Raw genomic sequence first — 19,597 nt, 5'->3', positions numbered from 1 at the left:
ACCTCGTCGTGGAAGTCCGGGCGGCGCTCGCCGCAGGTCCCAGCAGAGTCCGACTGGGGTACCGTTCGGCGCAATGGTTTCCCGTTATTAGCAAGAGGTGTCTGAATGGTGAGATGGCCGATGGACGCGGGCGTCGGGCCCCCGGAGAGCGGGCCAGGTGGTGCCCGGGGCGCGGCCCGAAACCTGGACGCGGACCGTCGCACCCCGCCGGGACTGCTGCAAACGGTGGACCGTGCGCTCCTGGTGCTGCTCGCCTTCGAGCGGACCCGCCCCGACTGGGGCGTGACCGAGATCGCCGAGGAGTTCGGCTGGGACACCTCGGTCGCCCAGCGGCTGCTGGCGACCCTGGCCGGACGGGGCTTCCTCGTTTCCGACCCGGCCACCCGTCGCTATCACATCGGCCCCGCGGCGCTGCGGCTCGGACGGCTGTGGGACCGCTCGGGGACCCTGGAGCTGCTGGCCCGGCCGGTGCTTGAGGAGCTGTGCCGCCGCACGGGGGACCACGTCCTGCTGTGCGTGCCGGACAACTTCCATATGCGCTGCATCGCGGCCGTCGAGGGCCGGTCGGGACCGCTGCGCTACTACCCGCTGGTCGGGGAGCTGTACCCGGCTCACGCGGGCGCCACCTCCAAGTCGTACTACGCCTTCCTCCCCGACGAGCGGCGCCACCTGCTGTTCCGGGGCCGCCCCATGGCCCGCTTCACCGAGCGCACGGTGACCGATCCCGACCGGCTGGAGGAGGAGTTCCGCCAGGTGCGGGCGCAGGGCTACGCGTGGACGGTCGGCGAGTACGACACGGGGATCGCGACCGTGGCGGTACCGGTCTTCCTGGGCCGTGAGCCGTACGGAAGCCTGAGCCTCGGCGGCGCGCGGGAGCGCTTCCCGGACGGTCCCCAGGACCGTCTGGAGGCGCTGCGGCAGGCCGCCCAGCTGCTGGAGGCCCGGCTCACCACGCCGTCCAGGAGGGCGGGCCGGGCACCGCGAAGGTGACGCCGCCTCAGGCCACCACCGCGGCCGGAGGCGACGCTGTCTCAGGCCGCCAGGACGGGAGGTGACGCCAGCTCAGGCCGCTGCGGCCGGAAGGGATCCGGAGGAGTCGGTGCCCGAGCTCGCCCCGGAACCGGAGCCCGGAGGGGCGCCGAAGTCGCTGAGGATCGCGTGGGCGGCTCGGCGGCCGGAGGCCAGGGCGCCCTGGACCGTGCTGGAGTCGCGGTGGTCGCCGCAGACGTACAGGCCGGACAGCAGTCGCACCGGGCGGCGTGGGTCGTGGGGTGCGGGCATGGCCGGGACGGCGTACGGGTCGTGGTGGACGGCCAGCAGGTCCCAGGCCGCCGTCGACGTTCCGTACACCGACGCCAGTTGGGCCCGGACGGCCCGGTCGAGCTCGGCGGTCGGCAGCGCGGCGGAGGCGCCCAGCACCGTGGAGGTGATCAGCACCCGGCCGGGCGCGGTGCGCGAGGGGTCCACCTCGCTGGTCACCATGGTGTGGGCCACCGGCCCCTGCCCGCCCGCGGCGAGTATCAGCGCGGGCTCGCGCAGCGGCGGCCGGTCGGCGGTGTGGTGCACCACCGTGACCGGGTGGAAGGCCGGTACCCGCAGCCCGGGCAGCAGCCCGGCCGCGTCGTGCGCCCCGGTGGCCACCAGCACCGCACGGCAGCCGAACTCGCCGTGTTCGGCGGTGGCCACGGCCGTGGTGGAGGCCGATACGGCCCGGACGCCCGTACGGACCGTCCCCGGCGGCAGCGCGGCCGCGAGCAGTTCGGGGACGGTGGACGCGCCGCCCGCCGGGAGGCAGAGGCGGCCGCGTGCGTAACCGCGCAGCGCGAGGTCGGCGCAGCGGCTCGAGGTGGTGAGGTCCGGGTCGCTCAGCAGTGAGACGAGCAGCGGACGCAGTACCCCCTCGACCGTACGAGCAGGTAGGCCCCGCCCCCCCAGGGTCTCGGAGACCGGCCGGTCGGGGCGGGCGAGCAGGCGGTCCGCGGGCAGGGCGGCGAGCCTGCCGAGCGCGGCACCGAGTCGGGCCTGATCGAGCCCGCTGCCGAGCGGCGCGCGGGCGGCGTTCGCGAGGGCGCGTGCCGTGGTGAATGCGCCCCTCATGCTCCGGGGCGTGTCCACCCGGTGCGTACGGCCCTCGCTGTGGACCAGCACCCCCTGGGCGAAGGGGCGCAGGGCGAGGGCGCCGAGCCCCGGAGTGCGCCGCAACTCCGGGAACGAGGTGTTCATCAGATGGCCGGTGCGGTCCAGCCGGAAGCCGTCCACGGTCTCGGTGGTCATCCGTCCGCCCACGTGGGGCGCGGCCTCGAGCACCGTGACCGCGACTCCCGCGCCGGTCAGCCGATGGGCCGCGGCCAGTCCCGCGAGCCCGGCGCCGACGATGACGACGTCCGTGCGGTGCGCGCGCTTGAGCACGTGTCCTCCCCGAGGTCGGTGCGTCCGTCACGGGGGCTGCTGCCCCGACCGGCGGCCCGGATGCGTGGGTCCCGCGAGTCGGCTCGGCGAGACGGTCTTGACAGTACGGACAAAAACGGTCGATGCCAGACGCGCATCGACCGGGCACGGGCGCACACCGGTCGCACACCAGTCGCACACCGCCATCGAACGGTCCACGGCCGGGGGAGGAGAGGGAGCGGGGGAGAGCGGGAGGGGGCGCGGAGCGCCCAACTCCCTTATCCGAGCGCCGCCTTGATCGCCTCTTCCACATGCGGGCAGGCGAACGTGAAGCCGGAGTCCAGAAGGCGGCGAGGGACGGCCCGGACGCTCCCGAGGACGTCCCCGGACATCTCGCCGAGGGCGATCCGCAGCGCGGGCGCGGGGACCGAGAAGAGCGTGGGGCGGCCCAGCACCCGGCCCATGGCGGCCGTGATCTCGCGGTTGGTCACCGGCGTCGGCGCGGTGAGGTTGACCGGCCCGCTGAGCTCGGGCGTGTCGAGGATGTGGCGCAGCGCGGCGATGTGGTCCCGCAGCGCGATGAAGCTCCAGTACTGCCGGCCGCTGCCCATCCGCCCGCCGAGCCCCAGCTTGAACAGGGGGAAGAGCTTCCCCCACGCCCCGCCCTCGGCGGAGACCACCAGACCGGTCCGGGCGAAGACCGTACGGACGCCCGCCTCCTGCGCCGCGGTCGCCGCCTCCTCCCAGTCCTGGCAGAGATCCGGAAGGAAACCGTGGCCGGGGGGCGCACTCTCGTCGACCGCGCGCTCCCCGGTGTCACCGTAGAACCCCACCGCGCTCCCGCTCACCAGCACCCGCGGCGGGGTGTCCAGCGAGGCGATCGCCTCGGCGATGGCGGCGGTGCCCAGCACCCGGCTGTCCCGGATCTCCTTCTTGTACGCGTCGGTCCAGCGCCGGTCGCCGACGCCCGCGCCCGCGAGGTGGACCACGGCCTCACAGCCCATCAGCCCGGAGGCGTCCACCCACTCCCGCCGCGGGTCCCACCCCACCTCGTCCTCCGCACGCGGCGGACGCCGCACCAGACGCACCACCTGGTGGCCGTCCCCGCGCAGCGAGCGGACGAGTGCCGTGCCGATGAGCCCGGAGGAACCGGTGACCGCGATACGCATGGCCCCATCCTGCCCTCGATCAAGGGAGGGATGCCGGACAACGGGCGGGCGTGGCACGACCGCGGGGTGGTCACCTCAGAGCCTGAAGCGCTCCCACAGCCGCGGAAACCGCTCCGCCAGCACCGCCTCGCTCTCGAAGTCGAGGGGCTCCCCGATCGGTTCCCGGGGGGTGGGCGGGAGCCCCAGCTCCGGCAGGGGCGCGCCGGTCAGCCGCTCATACGCCTCGTCCGCCGCGTACCCCAGGTCCTCGCAGTCGCCGTCCACCTGCTCGTCGAAGTCCTCGAGCAGATCGGCGAGGGCGTCCGGATCGTGCAGCGCGCCCTCGAAGATCTCCCGGCCCTGGCCGATCAGCCAGTAGCGGAACGCCTCGAAGGCGTCGTCGCTGACCCCGCCGAGCAGCACCCAGGCGGCGCCCCACACATCCCAGCGGTACGCCCGGTTGGAGCGGGCCTCGAAGTGCCGGGCGAAGTCCAGCACCGCGTCGGGGTCGAGCCGTGACAGCTGCTCGACGAGCAGGTCGGACTGGTCCTCGGGGTCGCCGTCCGCGGCCTCCCGAGCGCTGTCGACCAGCCCCCAGAACTCCGTCTCGTCCATCATCACGGGACCAGGATCGGCCCTGCCGCGCACCCCCGCACGCGGAACGGGCCGGATGCGGCCGCCCCGCAATACCGGACAGTGGATGTCGGGTTTCCCTGCGAAGGTCGACCCGTGGCCGACGGGTGGCCGACGGGTGGCCGACCCGGGTCGACCACGTCACCCGACACGGCATTCCACCGAGAGGACGTATCGAACGTGAGCACACAGGGTGCACTGGCGGGCCGGGTCGCGCTCGTCGCGGGGGCGACGCGCGGCGCGGGCCGGGCGATGGCCGTCGAGCTGGGGGCGGCCGGGGCCACCGTCTACGCGACGGGGCGCACCACCCGGGACCGGATCAGCGAGGTGGGGCGGGCCACCGAGACCATCGAGGAGACGGCGGAGCTGATCACGGCCGCCGGCGGCACGGGCATCGCGGTGCCGACCGACCACCTCGAGCCCGAGCAGGTCCGGGCGCTGGTGGAGCGGATCGACCGGGAACAGGGCCGGCTGGACGTCCTGGTCAATGACGTATGGGGTGGTGAGGCGCTGATCGAGTTCGGCAAGAAGACATGGGAGACCAATCTGGCGGGCGGGCTGCGGATGCTCCGGCTCGGCGTCGAGACCCACCTCATCACCAGCTACTACGCGCTGCCGCTGCTGATCCGGAACCCGGGCGGGCTGGTGGTCGAGGTGACCGACGGAAGCGAGGAGTTCAACAGGACGTACCGGCTGAACCTCTTCTACGACCTCGCCAAGAACGCCCCGATCCGCACCGCCTTCGGGCTCGCGGAGGAGCTGAAGGAGTTCGACGGCACGGCGGTCAGCGTCTCGCCGGGCTTTCTGCGCTCCGAGCAGATGCTGGACCACTTCGGGGTGACGGAGGGGAACTGGCGGGACGCGGTGGAGAAGGAGCCGCACTTCGCCATCGCGGAGTCGCCGCACTTCGTCGGGCGCGCGGTCGCCGCCCTCGCCGCCGACCCGGACCGGGCGCGGTGGAACGGCAAGTCCGTCTTCAGCGGGGAGCTGGCCAAGGTCTACGGTTTCACCGATCTGGACGGCTCGCGGCCGGACGCCTTCGGCTACTTCCGGGACGTCGTCTTCGGCGGTAAGGAGGGCACGGCGGCCGACTACCGGTGAGACCGCGCGCTCGCTGAACCGCGCGCTCGCTGAACCGCGCGGTCACCGAACCGCGCCGTCACTGGTACAGCTCCGCCGTACGGCGCGCCGCCTCCGTGAAGAGCGCCCGCAGCTCCGGCGGCCCCAGCACCTCCGCGTCCGGGCCGAGCCCGAGCAGCTGGGCGAGGGCGACCTCGTACGACTCGACGGGCAGGGCGACCGTGAGCCGCCCCTGTCCGTCGGGCTCCCCGGCCTCGCGTACGGCCTCCTCGGCCGCCACCCGGTCCGTGACATGCGGCAGCCGCCGGGCCCCGGCCGGGGTCAGCCGTACGACGGCCCGCTCCCGCAGGATGGAGCGGGCGAACTGTTCGGCCCGCTCCTCCCAGAAGGCGGGCAGGTCGAACTCCTCGTCCCGGGTGAAGCGGGCGCCGGTCGGTTCGACGGCGGCGAAACGATCCACCCGGTACACCCGGAAGCCGCCCTCCGTACGGGCCGCGAGATACCAGACGCCCGCCTTGAGCACGAGCCCGTACGGTTCCAGCTCCCGCCGGACCTCCGCGTCCCGGCGCCGGTAGCGGACGGCGATCCGCAGATCGTCCCAGACCGCGTCGGCGATGCCCGGCAGCAGCTCCGGCGCCTCCGGCTCGCGCCACCAGCCCGGGGCGTCGAGGTGGAACCGCTGGGCCACCGTGTGGGAGGCGTCCCGGAGCTCGGGGAGCAGCGCGGCGGACACCTTCAGCCGGGCGGCGGAGGCGGCGTCCGCGAGGCCCATCTCGCGCAGCGCGGAGGGCACACCGGAGAGGAACAGCGCCTCGGCCTCGGTCCGCCCGAGCCCGGTCAGCCGGGTGCGGTAGCCGCCGATGAGCCGATAGCCCCCGGCCCGGCCCCGGTCCGCGTAGACCGGGATGCCCGCCTCGGACAGCGCGGCCGCGTCCCGCGTCACGGTGCGCTCGGAAACCTCCAGCTCCCGCGCCAGCTCGGCCCCCGTGATCGAGGGCCGGGCCTGGAGCAGAAGCACCATCTTGATGAGCCGGGCGGCACGCACGCCCCCATGATGCCGTGCTCTCGGGCGAGCGGCGGACCATGGGGGGTGGCCCGGCGGCGGGGCCGTTGCGTGTCGGGTCACGGGGACTCCGCCGCGTGGCGGGCGTCCCGGGGGCTGGGGCGGAGCCCCAGTTGTGGGAAGGGGCGGGGAGGGGAGGATCCCGCCGCGGGCGTCACCGGGCCCGCGGCCGGGGCGGCGGCCGGGTGTGTGGCCGGGGCGGCGGCCGGGTGTGTGGCAAGGGGCTGGGGCGCGGCCCAGCCCCTTGGCAGCCGATGCCGTCAGATGCCGTACCGCTCCGCGGCCTCCTTGGGGGCCGTGGCGCGGACCGCGCCCTGGCGGGCGAGGCGGGACAGGGCGGCCACCACGATGGCCGGGGCGTCCACGCCGAAGTGGCGGCGGGCGGCCTCGCGGGTGTCGGAGAGGCCGAAGCCGTCCGTGCCCAGCGAGTACCAGTCCTGCTCGACCCACTGGCTGATCTGGTCGGGGACGGCGCGCATCCAGTCGCTGACGGCGAGGACCGGGCCCGGTGCGCCTGCCAGGGCACGGGTGACGTACGGGACCCGGTCTTCGCCCTTGAGCTGCGCCGCGTCACAGGACAGGGCGTCGCGGCGCAGCTCGCTCCAGGAGGTGGCGGACCACACGTCGGCGGCCACGCCCCAGTCGTCGGCGAGGAGTTTCTGGGCCTCCAGCGTCCAGTGGACGGCGGTGCCGGAGGCGAGGAGCTGGATGCGGGGGGAGTCCTCGGCCGGGGCCGTGGCCTCCTGGTAGCGGTAGAGGCCCTTGAGGATGCCCTCCTCGACGCCTTCGCCCGCGGGCATCGCCGGCTGGACCTTGGGCTCGTTGTAGACCGTCAGGTAGTAGAAGACGTCCTCGGCCTCGGGGCCGTACATCCGCCGCAGACCCTCCCGCACGATCGCGCCCACCTCGTAGGCGAACGCCGGGTCGTAGGCGAGCGCCGCCGGGTTGGTGGAGGCGATCAGCGGGGAGTGGCCGTCGGCGTGCTGGAGGCCCTCGCCGGTCATCGTCGTACGGCCCGCCGTGGCGCCGATGAGGAAGCCGCGGCCGAGCTGGTCGGCCAGCGCCCACATCTGGTCGGCGGTGCGCTGCCAGCCGAACATCGAGTAGAAGATGTAGAAGGGGATCATCGGCTCGCCGTGGGTCGCGTACGACGTCGCGGCGGCGGTGAAGTCGGCCATCGAACCGGCCTCGGTGATCCCCTCGTTGAGGATCTGACCGTTCGCGGCCTCCTTGTAGTACAGGAGCTGATCGCGGTCGACCGGGTCGTAGGTCTGGCCGAGCGGGGAGTAGATCCCGGCGGTGGGGAAGAGCGACTCCATGCCGAAGGTCCGTGCCTCGTCCGGCACGATCGGCACCCAGCGCCTCCCGGTCTCCTTCTCCCGCATCAGGTCCTTGACCAGCCGGACGAAGGCCATGGTGGTGGCGATCTCCTGGCTGCCGGAGCCCTTGGCGAGCGCCTGGAACGGCTTCGCGGACGGCTCGGGCAGGGCCACCGCGTGGACCCGGCGGGCCGGGGCCGGGCCGCCGAGGGCCGCGCGGCGCTCCTGGAGGTAGCGCACCTCGGGGGAGTCGGGGCCGGGGTGGACGTACGGCACGAGGGCGTCGTCCAGCTTGCTGTCCGGGATGGGGAGTTCGAGGAGGTCCCGCATGGCGCGGAACTCCTTGCCCGTCAGCTTCTTCATCTGGTGGTTGGCGTTGCGCGACTCGAAGCCGGGGCCCAGCGTCCAGCCCTTGACGGTCTGGGCGAGGACGACGGTCGGGGCGCCCTTGTGCTCCACGGCCGCGCGGTACGCCGCGTACACCTTGCGGGGCTCATGGCCCGCGCGCGAGGTGTGGAAGCACTCGGTGAGCTTGGCGTCGGTGAGCCCCTGGGCCAGCCGGGCCAGCTCCGGGTCGGCACCGAAGAAGTGCTCGCGGATGTAGGCCGCGTCGCGGGTCGCGTACGTCTGGAACTGGCCGTCCGGGACCTCGCGCAGCCGGCGGACCAGCGCGCCCGAGGTGTCCAGCGCGAACAGCTCGTCCCAGGCGGAGCCCCACAGCGACTTGATCACGTTCCAGCCCGCCGCGCGGAACTGGGCCTCCAGCTCCTGCACGATCTTGAAGTTGGCCCGCACCGGGCCGTCGAGGCGCTGGAGGTTGCAGTTGATGACGAAGGTGAGGTTGTCCAGGCCCTCGCGCCCGGCCAGGGCGAGCGCGGCCGTCGACTCCGGCTCGTCCATCTCGCCGTCGCCGAGGAACGCCCATACGTGGGAGTTCGCGGTGTCCTTGATGCCGCGCGCCGCCAGATAGCGGTTGAAGCGGGCCTGGTAGATCGCGGAGATCGGGCCGAGCCCCATCGAGACGGTGGGGAACTCCCACAGCCACGGCAGCCGCCGCGGATGCGGATAGGACGGCAGACCGTCGCCGCCCGCCTCGCGGCGGAAGTGGTCCAGGTGGTGCTCGGTCAGCCGCCCGTCGAGGAAGGCGCGGGCGTAGATGCCGGGGGAGGCGTGGCCCTGGATGTAGAGCTGGTCGCCGGACCCGTCCGCCTCCTTGCCGCGGAAGAAGTGCTGGAAGCCCGTCTCGTAGAGCCAGGCGGCGGAGGCGAAGGTGGCGATGTGACCGCCGAGGCCGTCACGGCTGCCGCGGGTGACCATCGCCGCCGCGTTCCACCGGTTCCAGGCGGTGATGCGGCGCTCCATGGCCTCGTCGCCCGGGAACGCGGGCTCGGCGGCGGTCGGGATGGTGTTGAGGTAGTCCGACTCCAGCAGGGGCGGCAGCGCGAGCCCGGCGCTCTCGGCGCGCTCCAGGGTGCGGCGCATGAGGTACGAGGCGCGGTGCGACCCGGCGGCCCGGGTGACGGCGTCCAGGGAGGCGCCCCATTCGGCGGTCTCCTCGGGGTCACGGTCGGGAAGCTGGTCGAGCGCACTCGGCTGCGTGCGTGCGAGATCGGTCATGAAATAACGGTAAGACTGATCGATGATCGATCAAAGCCCTGCCAAAGAAAAAGTGCTCCGCAGGCCGAAATTGGCATTCCGTGCCGCGAAACTAGGCACGCGGTGCACAGCCGAGGACATGCTCCTTGACCAGTTCGCCGACCCGCGGATCCCGCCGTCTGAAGGCGTCCACCACCGCCTGGTGCTCCTCGGCGTACGACTGCTGGACGGTGCCCAGCCAGCGGATCGACAGCGTCGTCCAGATCTCGATGCCCAGCGACTCCCAGGTGTGCAGCAGCACGCTGTTGCCCGACGCCCGCACCAGCTCCCGGTGGAACGCCACGGTGTGCCGGACCTGCGCCTCCCCGTCGGCCATGCGGTCCGCCTCGTACAGCGCCCGCACCTCGGGCTCCAGCGCTGAGCTGTCCTCGGCCAGCGCGGGCGCGGCCAGCTCCGCCGCCATCTGCTCGAGCCCGGCCCGCACCGGATAGATCTCCTCCAGGTCGGCGGCGGTCAGATTCCGCACCCGGACGCCCTTGTTCGGCGCCGACTCGATCAGCCGCAGCGACTCAAGCTCCCGCAGCGCCTCCCGTACGGGCGTCTGGCTGACCTCCAGCTCGGTGGCGATCCGCCGTTCCACGATCCGCTCGCCCGGCTTCCAGCGACCGCTGACGATGCCCTCCACGATGTGCTCGCGGATCTGCTCGCGCAGCGAGTGGACGACGGGCGCGGCCATGGGGGACTCCTTAGAACCAGCGGTGAACAGCTGCCATTATCCCGGCTGTGCGGTAATGAAAACCGCGCCCCGCACGGGAAGCCCGTGCGGGGCGCGGCAGGGAAACCGAGGTGAGGATCAGAGCCCGAGGTCCACCTCGAACTCGCCGGCCTCCAGGATCTCCTTGACGGCCGTCAGGTAGCGGGCCGCGTCGGCACCGTCCACCAGGCGGTGGTCGTAGGAGAGCGCCACGTACGTCATGTCGCGCACCGCGATGGTCTCGCCCAGCTCCGGGTGGTCGATGACCACCGGGCGCTTGACGGTCGCCCCGATGCCCAGGATGGCGACCTGGTTCGGGGGCACGATGATCGTGTCGAACAGCGCACCGCGCGAGCCGGTGTTGCTGATCGTGAAGGTGGCGCCGGACACCTCGTCCGGGGTGATCTTGTTGGAGCGGACCTTGCCCGCCAGCTCCGCCGTCTTCTTGGACAGACCGGCGATGTTGAGGTCGCCGGCGTTCTTGATGACCGGGGTCATCAGGCCCTTCTCGGCGTCCACCGCGATCCCGACGTTCTCCACGTCGAAGTACGTGATGGTGTTGTCGTCCTCGTTGATCCGGGCGTTGATGGCCGGGTGGGCCTTCAGCGCCTGGACGGCGGCCTTCACGAAGAACGGCATCGGCGAGAGCTTGACGCCCTCGCGCTGGGCGAACGCCTCCTTGGCCCGGGCGCGCAGCCGCATGACCTTGGTGACGTCCACCTCGACCACGCTGGTGAGCTGGGCCTGGCTGTGCAGGGCCTTCATCATGTTGTCGCCGATGACCTTGCGCATCCGCGGCATCTTGATGGTCTGGCCGCGCAGCGGGGACACCTCCTGCGGGGCGGCCTTCGGCGCGGCGGCGGCCGGCGCCTGGGCCTGGGCGGCCTTGGCGGCCTCCGCGGCGGCGATGACGTCCTGCTTGCGGATGCGGCCGCCGACGCCGGTGCCCTTGACCGTGGACAGGTCCACGTTGTTCTCGGCGGCGAGCTTGCGCACCAGCGGGGTGACGTAGGCGCCCTCGGCCTCGGGGGCCGCGGGAGCCGGGATGGTGGCGGCCGGAGCCGGGGCGGGCGCCGGAGCGGCCGGGGCCGGCTCCGGGGCGACCGGCTCCGGGGTGACGGCCTGCGGCGCCGGGGCGCTCGGGGCCTGCGGGGCCGGGGCGGGCGCCGGGGCCTCCTGGACCGGCTCGGGAGCCGGGGCGGGGGCGGCCGGGGCCTCGGCGGGCGCGGCGGCCGGAGCGGCACCGGCGGCGCCGATCACGGCCAGCTTGGCGCCGACCTCGGCGGTCTCGTCCTCGCCGACCAGGATCTCCAGCAGGGTGCCCGCGACCGGGGCCGGGATCTCGGTGTCGACCTTGTCGGTGGAGACCTCGAGCAGCGGCTCATCGGCCTCGACGGACTCGCCGACCTCCTTGAGCCAGCGGGTCACGGTGCCCTCGGTCACGCTCTCGCCGAGCGCGGGAAGGACCACATCGGTGCCCTCGGCGCCACCGGCCGGAGCGGCGGCGGCCGGGGCCGGCTCGGGGGCGGGGGCCTCGGCGGCGGGCGCCGGGGCGGGCTCGGGCTGAGCCGCCGGAGCGGGCTCGGCCGCGGGGGCGGGGGCTTCGGCCGGGGCCGCGCCGCCGTCGTCGATGACGGCCAGCTCGGCGCCGACCTCGACCGTCTCGTCCTCGGCCACCTTGATGGACGTCAGCACACCGGCCGAGGGGGCCGGGATCTCGGTGTCGACCTTGTCGGTCGACACCTCGAGCAGGGGCTCGTCGGCCTCGACGCGCTCACCTTCGGCCTTGAGCCAGCGGGTGACGGTGCCCTCGGTCACGCTCTCGCCGAGCGCCGGCAGGGTTACGGAAACCGCCATGGTGTTCGGTTGCTCCTTAACGATCTTTGGATGGTTCGCGCTCGGTATGAGTCAGTCGTGGGAGTGCAGCGGCTTGCCGGCCAGGGCCAGGTGGGCCTCGCCGAGCGCCTCGTTCTGGGTCGGGTGCGCGTGGACGAGCTGCGCGACCTCGGCCGGCAGCGCCTCCCAGTTGTAGATCAGCTGAGCCTCGCCGACCTGCTCGCCCATCCGGTCACCGACCATGTGGACGCCGACGACGGCACCGTCCCGTACCTGCACGAGCTTGATCTCGCCCGCGGTCTTGAGGATCTTGCTCTTGCCGTTGCCCGCGAGGTTGTACTTCAGGGCGACGACCTTGTCCGCACCGTACAGCTCCTTGGCCTTGGCCTCGGTGATGCCGACGGAGGCGACCTCGGGGTGGCAGTAGGTGACCCGCGGCACGCCGTCGTAGTCGACCGGCACCGGGCTCAGACCGGCCAGCCGCTCGGCCACCAGCATGCCCTCGGCGAAGCCGACGTGGGCCAGCTGGAGGGTGGGGACCAGGTCGCCGACGGCGGAGATGGTCGGCACGTTGGTCCGCATGTACTCGTCGACGAGGACATAGCCGCGGTCCATGGCGACCCCGGCCTCCTCGTAGCCGAGCCCCTGCGAGACCGGGCCGCGGCCCACGGCCACCAGCAGCAGCTCGGCCTCGAAGGTCTTGCCGTTCTCCAGCGAGACCTTGACGCCGTCGGCGGTGTACTCAACGCCCGAGAAGCGGGAGCCGAGGGAGAAGTTGATGCCGCGCTTGCGGAAGGCGCGCTCCAGCAGCTTGGAGCTGTTCTCGTCCTCGACCGGGACGAGGTGGGGAAGCGCCTCGACGATGGTGATGTCGGCCCCGAAGGACTTCCACGCGGAGGCGAACTCGACGCCGATGACGCCGCCGCCCAGCACGATCGCGGACTTCGGCACGCGGTCGAGCACCAGCGCGTGGTCGGAGGAGATGACGCGGTTGCCGTCGATCTCCAGGCCGGGCAGGGACTTCGGCACCGAACCGGTGGCCAGCAGGATGTGGCGGCCGGTGTAACGCTCGCCGTTCACATCGACGGAGGTCGGGGAGGACAGCCGGCCCTCACCCGTCACATAGGTGACCTTACGGGAGGCGATCAGACCCTGAAGACCCTTGTAGAGGCCCGAGACCACGCCGTCCTTGTACTTGTGCACACCCTCGATGTCGATGCCCTCGAAGGTGGTCTTCACACCGAATTCCGAGCCCTCGCGGGCCTGGTCGGCGAGCTCACCGGCGTGCAGCAGCGCCTTGGTGGGGATGCAGCCACGGTGCAGACAGGTGCCGCCCAGCTTGTCCTTCTCGATCAGGGCGACGTCCAGACCCAGCTGCGCCGCGCGCAGGGCAGCGGCGTAACCGCCGCTACCGCCTCCGAGGATCACTAGGTCGAAAACGGTGCTGGCGTCGTTCGCCACGTCACGTCCTCCATGCATGGTGCGCCGGGGCCGGCCGTTGGTCGGCCGGGCGGCGGCGTGTGTTCGGCCGCTTCTTACGTCGGCCCTGGTGTCGGGGGCCCTGTCCTGCCGGGACAACATCTTCGCACTTGTTGGGAGGAGGCGGGACGCGGGGCCGCTGTGTGAGAAATCTCCAGACCCCAGTTCAGGGGTTACCGCTGCGTATCCGGAACGCGAAGCCCCGTCGATTTCGTTGAGGGCGAAATCGACGGGACTTTCGGCCTATGGCGGCGGCGTCTCATACGGTCGCGATGCGTTGCCGCGGCATGTCGCTGTGTCGCGGGGCCGGGGGCTCCTGGCTGGGTCCCAGGGGATCACCTGGCGTTTGGGGCTTCGGGGCTTCGGGGCTTCGGGGCTTCGGGGCCTGGGGCCTCGGGTCAGCCGAGGTCGCCGTCGGCGGTGCGCTCGGCCAGCCGCACCAGGGTGCGGACCGCGGTGCCCGTGCCGCCCTTGGGGGTGTAGCCGAACGGACCGGACTCGTTGAAGGCCGGGCCCGCGATGTCCAGGTGGCCCCAGGTGATCCCGTCCGCCACGAACTCCTTCAGGAAGATGCCGGCCACCAGACCGCCACCCATGCGCTCGCCCATGTTCGCCATATCGGCGACCGGCGAGTCGATGCCCTTGCGGAGGTGGTCGGGCAGCGGCATCGGCCAGGACGGCTCACCGGCCTCCTCCGCGACCTCGTGGAGCGTGGTGCGGAACGCCTCGTCGTTCGTCATGATCCCGAACGTGCGGTTGCCCAGCGCGAAGACCATCGCCCCGGTCAGCGTCGCCACGTCCACGATCGCGTCCGGCTTCTCCTCACCGGCCCGGGTGATCGCGTCGGCGAGCACCAGCCGGCCCTCGGCGTCGGTGTTCAGCACCTCGACGGTCTTGCCGCCGTACATCGACAGCACATCGCCGGGGCGGGTGGCCGAGCCAGACGGCATGTTCTCGGCCAGCGCCAGCCAGCCCGTCAGATTGACCCGCAGGCCCAGCTTCGCGGCGGCGACGACCGCGGCGAACACGGCGGCGGCACCGCTCATGTCGCACTTCATCGTCTCGTTGTGACCCGCGGGCTTGAGGGAGATGCCGCCCGAGTCGTAGGTGATGCCCTTGCCCACCAGCGCGAGCGTCTTCTCGGCCTTGGGGTGGGTGTACGCGATCCGGACCAGCCGCGGCGGGGCGTCCGAGCCCTGGCCGACGCCGAGGATGCCGCCGTACCCGCCCTTCTTGAGCGCCTTCTCGTCCAGCACCTCGGTCTTGAGGCCGTGCTCCTTGGCGGCCGCGACCGCCTCGGCCGCGAAGGCGGCCGGGGTGAGCAGGTTGGACGGGGTGTTGATCAGGTCGCGGGCGCGGTTGACCTCCGCGACGAGGGCGGTGGCGCGCTCCACGGCCGCCTTGTACGCCTTGTCGCGCGGCTTGCCGCCGACGAGGGCGACCTCGGCGAGCGGCCCGTTGTTCTTCTTGTCCTTGTCCTTGGCGCCCTTGTCCTTGGCGTTGCCGCCGTTGCCGTTGCTCTTGTCGTACGCGTACGCCCCGAGCAGCGCGCCCTCGGCCACGGCGGCGGCGCCGGCCGGGTCCTCGATCGGCAGCGCGAACGCGCCCTTCTTCGAACCGGACAGCGCGCGGGCGGCGGCGCCCGCGGCCCGGCGCAGCGTCTCGGCGTCATAGCCGTCGCCCTTGGCCGGGGCGTCGCCCAGCCCGACCGCCAGCACGACCGGGGCCTTGAGGCCGGACGCGGCGGGCAGTTTGGTCACCTCGCCCTCGGCGCCGGTCGCGCCGAGCGTCTCCAGGACGGCGGCCAGCTTCCCGCCGAACGCCTTGTCCACGGCCTCGGCGCCGACAGCGACGACGGGGCTCTTGGCCCCCTTCGCCACACCGACGACGACGGCGTCCGCGCGCAGTGCCGCGGCGGACGAGGTGCTGAGAGTCAGAGCAGTCACAGTGGTCGGGTCCCTCTTCCGGTAGTTCGTCGGCCCTCATGGATTGGTTGGCCGCGCCCCTCCGCATCGTATGCCCAGGCCCTATTCAGGGCTCAGTTCTCCCCCGCCTGCCGCTGGGACAGCGGAGTGCCCTGGGGCTTACCCGCCACGGGAGACCGGGATAGCCTTCCGCGCGATGGACACCACGCCGGAGCCGCCGCAGCCGCAACCGCAGCCGTCCGCACGCCCGCCGGAGGCCGAGCCCGAGCGGCCGGAGGGCTCTGAGCCCTCTGAGCCCTCTGAGGGCTCAGAGCCTTCTGAGGGCGCGGAGCGGCAGCCCGGCCGGCCGGAGCATCCGCCGCGGCCCGGCTACGATCCGCCGCCCGCGCACGCTCCGCGTGCCCCCTGGGGCGACGGGGTCCGCTTCGCGTTCGGCACGCTCACGGTGCTGCCCGTACGGGGCACGCGGTGGGACCGGGAGGCGGCGCACGCGGGGATGCTGTGCGCTCCGCTGGCCGGGCTGACCGTGGGGCTGTGCGCGGCCGCGGTGGGTGGGGTGTTGCTGTTCCTGGGCGGTGGTGCGCTGCTCGCGGCCGTCGCCACCGCCGCGATACCCGCCGTACTGACCCGCGGCCTCCACCTGGACGGGCTCGCCGACACCGCGGACGGGCTCGGCAGTGGCAAGCCCGCCGAGGACGCGCTGCGCGTCATGAAGCGGTCGGACATCGGGCCGTTCGGTGTGATCACGCTGCTGTTCGTCCTGCTCGGGCAGGTGGCGGCCCTGGCCGAGCTCTACGGGCAGGACTGGGCGCACGGCGCGGTCGGTGCGGCCGTGGCCGGTGTCGCCGCGCGCTGCGCCCTGACGCTGGCGGCCCGCGTGGGGGTTCCGGCGGCGCGGCCGGAGGGGCTGGGCGCGGCGGTCGCGGGCAGTGTGCCGTGGCGTTCCGCCGGGGTCGTGGCGGCGGTGACGGTGGTGGGCTGCGCGGCGGTGGCCGTTCCGTTCGGCCCGTACGCCGTCGTCCGTAACGCCTTCGCCGCACTGGCCGCCCTTGCGGCCGCCGAACTCCTCCTGCACCACTGCCACCGCCGTCTCGGCGGGGTGACCGGCGATGTCTTCGGCGCGCTGGCGGAAACGGCCGCCACGACCGCCCTGGTGGTCCTGACCTTCGGCTGATCGGCTGAGAGGTGTCCGGCGGGTCGTGGCGCCTGCGGCGGGCTTGGTCCCCTACCCGCCCCTTCCCTCAACTGGGGCTCCGCCCCAGACCCCGCTCCTCAATCTCCCCCAGCTACCGCTGGGAGGTGCCCCCTGAGGGGCTGGAAGGCGGGGCTCCGCCCCTGCCACGTGGCGGACACCCCCGTGGGGCCGGCCCCTAATCGTCGCGCTCCGGGAGCTCCGCGTGCAGGGCCGCGGCCGCCTGGACGAGCGGCAGGGCGAGCAGCGCGCCCGTACCCTCGCCGATCGTGACGCCGTGGTCGAGCAGCGGGGTGAGGGCGGTCCGGTCGAGGGCCTTCTCCTGGCCCGGTTCGCCGCTGGCCTGACCGGCCAGCCACCAGTCCGGGGCGCGGAACGCCACCCGCTGGGCGACCAGCGCACAGGCCGCCGAGACGACGCCGTCGAGGATCACCGGGGTGCGGCGTACGGCGCTCTGCAACAGGAAGCCGGTGATCGCGGCGAGGTCGGCACCGCCGACGGTGGCCAGCAGCTGGAGCTGATCGCCGAGCACGGGGCGGGCGCGGCGCAGCCCGTCGCGGATGGCGGCGCACTTGCGCATCCAGGCGAGGTCGTCGATGGCGGCCCCGCCGCGGCCGGTGACCACGGACGCGTCCGTACCGCACAGCGCGGCGATGAGCGTGGCCGCGGCGGTGGTGCCGCCGACGCTGAGGTCGCCGAGGACGAGGAGGTCCGTGCCGGAGTCCGCCTCCTCGTCCGCGATGGCCATCCCGGCGCGGAAGGCCCGCTCGGCCTCGTCCAGGGTGAGTGCGTCCTCGACGTCGATCCGGCCGGACCCGCGGCGTACCCGGTGGCGGGTGACGTCTTCGGGGAGGTCCTCGGGGTCGGAGTCCAGAGCCATGTCGATGACGCGGACGGAGGTGCCGAGACGGGCGGCCAGGATGGCGGCCGGGCTCTCGCCGTCGAGCACGGCGCGGACCAGACGGTGGGTGCTCCTGGCGGGGCGGGCGGAGACACCGAGGTCGGAGACGCCGTGGTCGCCCGCGAAGAGGACGACGCGGGGCTGCTCGATGGGCTTGACCGGCACCCGCTGCTGAGCGGCGGCCAGCCACTCGCCCAGTTCGTCCAGCCGCCCGAGCGCACCCGGCGGCAACGCGAGCCGCTCGCGGCGCTCCTCGGCGTCACGCCGGATGCCCCCGTCGGGGCGCTCGATCAGGTCGACGAAGTCATCGAGATTGAGAGCACTCACCTGGCGAACCCTACCGGGCGCTCCGGGAACCGGTACGGCGTCCGTCCGTGGAGCCCCGCGCGGGCATGGGCGCAGGCACGGGCGCAGGCACGGGCGTGGGCGCGGGCCGGGCGCAGGCCGGGCGTGGGCCGGGGCCTGCGTCGGGTGCGGGCCGGGGCCTGCGTTGGGCTGCTCGGCTCGGTTGGGTGCTGCTTTCGTCTCGCGCCTTCGGCGCAATTGAGCAGCGGGGCAGGGTGTGGGGGGCGCGGGCCGCGTCGCCGGGCGCCGGGCCGGTGGGGCGCGGGGGCCGTGGCGGCTCGGGCCTACGGGGCTGGGCCCGTTGCCGGACTGCCGGGGGGTCGGGGTACCCCCTTCGAAAACGTTTGACAAATTAGTTGCGTCAGATCAAGCGTTTTCGAGAGGGGTACCCGGAGGGGCTGCCCGGGAGACCGGCCCGCAGTCCGGAGGGGCCTCGGCCGCCGAAGTGGGAGGCCGCCACGGGCGCCCGCCCCCGCCGACCCGGCGCCCGGCGGCGGTGCCGCGCCCCCCACCCCCTGCCCCACTGCTCAAATGCGCCGAAGGCGCGAGACGAAAGCCGCACGCCACCGAATCGAGCAGCCCCCGCGAGGCGTCCCGCGCACCCAGAACCCCGGCCCGCGATCAGCACCCCGGCCCGCGATCAGCCGCGCAGCGGCAGTGGCTGACCCGCCACCACCAACAGCACCTGCTCGCACTCCTCGGCGAACGCCGCGTTCAGTCGGCCCAGTTCGTCGCGGAAGCGGCGGCCGGAAGCGGTCGCGGGCACGACGCCCGAGCCGACCTCGTTGCTCACCGCGACGACCGTACGGGTCGTGGCGCGGACCGCCGCGACGAGGGCGGAGACCCGTTCGTGGAGGGCGCGTTCGCCGCCGTGTGCCCACTTGCCGTCGTCCCAGGCGCTCACGGAGTCCATCGCGTCGGTGAGCCACAGCGCCAGGCAGTCGATGAGCAGCGGTGGGCCGTCCTCGGCGAGCAGCGGGGGCAGGTCGCAGGTCTCGGTGGTGCGCCAGGAGCCGGGGCGGCGGTCGCGGTGGGCGGCGACGCGGGCGGCCCACTCGGGGTCGCCCTCACGGGTGCCGCCCGTCGCGACGTACAGGACGTCGGGGAACGCGGCCAGCCGCCGTTCCGCCTCGAGGGACTTGCCGGACCGGGCGCCGCCCAGCACCAGCGTTCGGCGCGGCAGGTCCGGCACCGCGTGGTACTCGCCGACGATCAGCGTCTGGCCGTCCGGCACGGCCCGCGCGCCCGCCGTGGCGAGGCGGCGGTGCAGCTCCCGGCCGGGCGGGGTGGCGTGGTCGAGATGGACGGCCAGGACGTCGGTGGTGGCGCCCACGGCGCCCGAGGAGCGGAGGGCGGCCAGCGCGTCGGGGCGGCCCAGCACGTCGAGCAGCGCCATGTCGTACGGCTCGGCCGGGTCCGGGAGCCCGGCGGCGGCCGCGCCCGGCGGGAGGTACAGCAGCCGGGTGCCGTCGGGTCCGGTGACCTCGTAGCCGGTACCGGGGGAGTCCAGCGCGACCGCCCGTACCCGGTGGCCGCTGATCAGGGACAGCGTGCGGCCGTCCGGCACCCGCCCCGGCGCCGGCAGTCCGGCCGGGAACTCGACGGCCGGACCCGCGTGCGGATGGGAGAGCAGCACCTGGCGGACGCCCACCAGCGAGTACCCGGCCCGCGCGGCGGCGAAGGCGGCCCCCGGGGTGAGATCGATCAGCAGCGCGCCGTCGATCAGCAGCGAGGTGGCGGCCCGTGCCTCCTCGCCGACGGCGGCGGCACAGGCGGCGCAGGGGCAGCCGTGGCGCGGCAGCCCGTCGGGGGCCCCGGTGCCCAGAAGAGTGAGTTCCACGCCCCGATCGTCTCGCGTCCGTTCCCACGGGTCGCGCGGGGCCACCCCGTACGGAGTGATCAGTCACCTAGGCTGCGGGCAGACATCAGCTGTGGACC

Annotated in this window: 14 protein-coding genes; 3 read left to right on the top strand and 11 right to left on the bottom strand. The window is 73.5% G+C overall.

Annotated elements, in window-relative coordinates; translation table 11 throughout:
- Nucleotides 1-105: 105 nt before the first annotated feature.
- Nucleotides 106-990, top strand: coding sequence for an IclR family transcriptional regulator (locus ACJX2R_RS16595; RefSeq protein WP_262701487.1), 885 nt, complete (start codon nt 106-108; stop codon nt 988-990).
- 72 nt (nt 991-1,062) lie between these two features.
- Here the strand turns inward: ACJX2R_RS16595 and ACJX2R_RS16590 are convergent, their stop codons facing one another.
- From ACJX2R_RS16590 to ACJX2R_RS16580, 3 genes are all read right to left on the bottom strand, one after another.
- A complete protein-coding gene (locus ACJX2R_RS16590; RefSeq protein WP_413100723.1) occupies nt 1,063-2,409 on the bottom strand; it encodes an NAD(P)/FAD-dependent oxidoreductase in 1,347 nt (448 codons plus the stop codon).
- A 257-nt stretch (nt 2,410-2,666) separates the two neighbouring features.
- A complete protein-coding gene (locus ACJX2R_RS16585) occupies nt 2,667-3,557 on the bottom strand; it encodes a TIGR01777 family oxidoreductase (RefSeq protein ID WP_413100722.1) in 891 nt (296 codons plus the stop codon).
- Between the two features lie 75 nt (nt 3,558-3,632).
- Complete coding sequence (locus tag ACJX2R_RS16580; RefSeq protein ID WP_413105875.1) at nt 3,633-4,154, bottom strand: DUF4240 domain-containing protein; 522 nt, start codon at nt 4,152-4,154, stop codon at nt 3,633-3,635.
- Nucleotides 4,155-4,349: 195 nt separating this feature from the next.
- Between ACJX2R_RS16580 and ACJX2R_RS16575 the strand changes: the two genes are divergently transcribed.
- Nucleotides 4,350-5,270 (top strand): SDR family oxidoreductase, encoded by a 921-nt coding sequence (locus ACJX2R_RS16575; RefSeq protein ID WP_262701484.1) that lies wholly within the window; start codon nt 4,350-4,352, stop codon nt 5,268-5,270.
- 58 nt (nt 5,271-5,328) lie between these two features.
- Here the strand turns inward: ACJX2R_RS16575 and ACJX2R_RS16570 are convergent, their stop codons facing one another.
- From ACJX2R_RS16570 to ACJX2R_RS16545, 6 genes are all read right to left on the bottom strand, one after another.
- On the bottom strand, nt 5,329-6,294 hold the full coding sequence (locus ACJX2R_RS16570; protein ID WP_413100721.1) for a helix-turn-helix transcriptional regulator: 966 nt from the start codon (nt 6,292-6,294) through the stop codon (nt 5,329-5,331).
- A 278-nt stretch (nt 6,295-6,572) separates the two neighbouring features.
- Nucleotides 6,573-9,248, bottom strand: a complete 2,676-nt coding sequence (gene aceE / locus ACJX2R_RS16565; protein WP_413100720.1) for a pyruvate dehydrogenase (acetyl-transferring), homodimeric type — start codon at nt 9,246-9,248, stop codon at nt 6,573-6,575.
- 91 nt (nt 9,249-9,339) lie between these two features.
- Nucleotides 9,340-9,963, bottom strand: coding sequence for a GntR family transcriptional regulator (locus tag ACJX2R_RS16560; RefSeq protein WP_413100719.1), 624 nt, complete (start codon nt 9,961-9,963; stop codon nt 9,340-9,342).
- Nucleotides 9,964-10,080: 117 nt separating this feature from the next.
- The gene (sucB, locus tag ACJX2R_RS16555; RefSeq protein WP_413100718.1) at nt 10,081-11,838 is read right to left on the bottom strand and encodes a 2-oxoglutarate dehydrogenase, E2 component, dihydrolipoamide succinyltransferase; all 1,758 of its coding nucleotides are present in this window, start codon (nt 11,836-11,838) and stop codon (nt 10,081-10,083) included.
- Between the two features lie 51 nt (nt 11,839-11,889).
- Nucleotides 11,890-13,278 (bottom strand): dihydrolipoyl dehydrogenase, encoded by a 1,389-nt coding sequence (lpdA, locus tag ACJX2R_RS16550; protein ID WP_020871985.1) that lies wholly within the window; start codon nt 13,276-13,278, stop codon nt 11,890-11,892.
- A 416-nt stretch (nt 13,279-13,694) separates the two neighbouring features.
- Nucleotides 13,695-15,242, bottom strand: coding sequence for a leucyl aminopeptidase (locus ACJX2R_RS16545; RefSeq protein ID WP_413100717.1), 1,548 nt, complete (start codon nt 15,240-15,242; stop codon nt 13,695-13,697).
- Nucleotides 15,243-15,417: 175 nt separating this feature from the next.
- Between ACJX2R_RS16545 and ACJX2R_RS16540 the strand changes: the two genes are divergently transcribed.
- Nucleotides 15,418-16,395, top strand: a complete 978-nt coding sequence (locus ACJX2R_RS16540) for an adenosylcobinamide-GDP ribazoletransferase (protein ID WP_413100716.1) — start codon at nt 15,418-15,420, stop codon at nt 16,393-16,395.
- A 196-nt stretch (nt 16,396-16,591) separates the two neighbouring features.
- On the opposite strand, the gene cobT is transcribed toward ACJX2R_RS16540, so the two are convergent.
- The gene (cobT, locus tag ACJX2R_RS16535; RefSeq protein WP_413100715.1) at nt 16,592-17,641 is read right to left on the bottom strand and encodes a nicotinate-nucleotide--dimethylbenzimidazole phosphoribosyltransferase; all 1,050 of its coding nucleotides are present in this window, start codon (nt 17,639-17,641) and stop codon (nt 16,592-16,594) included.
- Nucleotides 17,642-18,299: 658 nt separating this feature from the next.
- Nucleotides 18,300-19,499, bottom strand: coding sequence for a bifunctional adenosylcobinamide kinase/adenosylcobinamide-phosphate guanylyltransferase (locus ACJX2R_RS16530; protein ID WP_413100714.1), 1,200 nt, complete (start codon nt 19,497-19,499; stop codon nt 18,300-18,302).
- Nucleotides 19,500-19,597 lie beyond the last annotated feature (98 nt).

This window comes from Streptomyces sp. Inha503 (assembly GCF_047215865.1).
GTDB lineage: Bacteria > Actinomycetota > Actinomycetes > Streptomycetales > Streptomycetaceae > Streptomyces > Streptomyces lycopersici.
This window is presented reverse-complemented; position numbering and strand designations above follow the sequence as displayed.

What these genes read in the sequence shown, in the direction of transcription:
- sucB (WP_413100718.1), bottom strand. Translation starts at nt 11,838, where the DNA reads ATGGCGGTTTCCGTAACCCTGCCGGCGCTCGGCGAGAGCGTGACCGAG.
- ACJX2R_RS16585 (WP_413100722.1), bottom strand. Translation starts at nt 3,557, where the DNA reads ATGCGTATCGCGGTCACCGGTTCCTCCGGGCTCATCGGCACGGCACTC.
- ACJX2R_RS16595 (WP_262701487.1), top strand. Translation starts at nt 106, where the DNA reads ATGGTGAGATGGCCGATGGACGCGGGCGTCGGGCCCCCGGAGAGCGGG.
- ACJX2R_RS16580 (WP_413105875.1), bottom strand. Translation starts at nt 4,154, where the DNA reads ATGATGGACGAGACGGAGTTCTGGGGGCTGGTCGACAGCGCTCGGGAG.
- ACJX2R_RS16540 (WP_413100716.1), top strand. Translation starts at nt 15,418, where the DNA reads ATGGACACCACGCCGGAGCCGCCGCAGCCGCAACCGCAGCCGTCCGCA.
- aceE (WP_413100720.1), bottom strand. Translation starts at nt 9,248, where the DNA reads ATGACCGATCTCGCACGCACGCAGCCGAGTGCGCTCGACCAGCTTCCC.
- ACJX2R_RS16560 (WP_413100719.1), bottom strand. Translation starts at nt 9,963, where the DNA reads ATGGCCGCGCCCGTCGTCCACTCGCTGCGCGAGCAGATCCGCGAGCAC.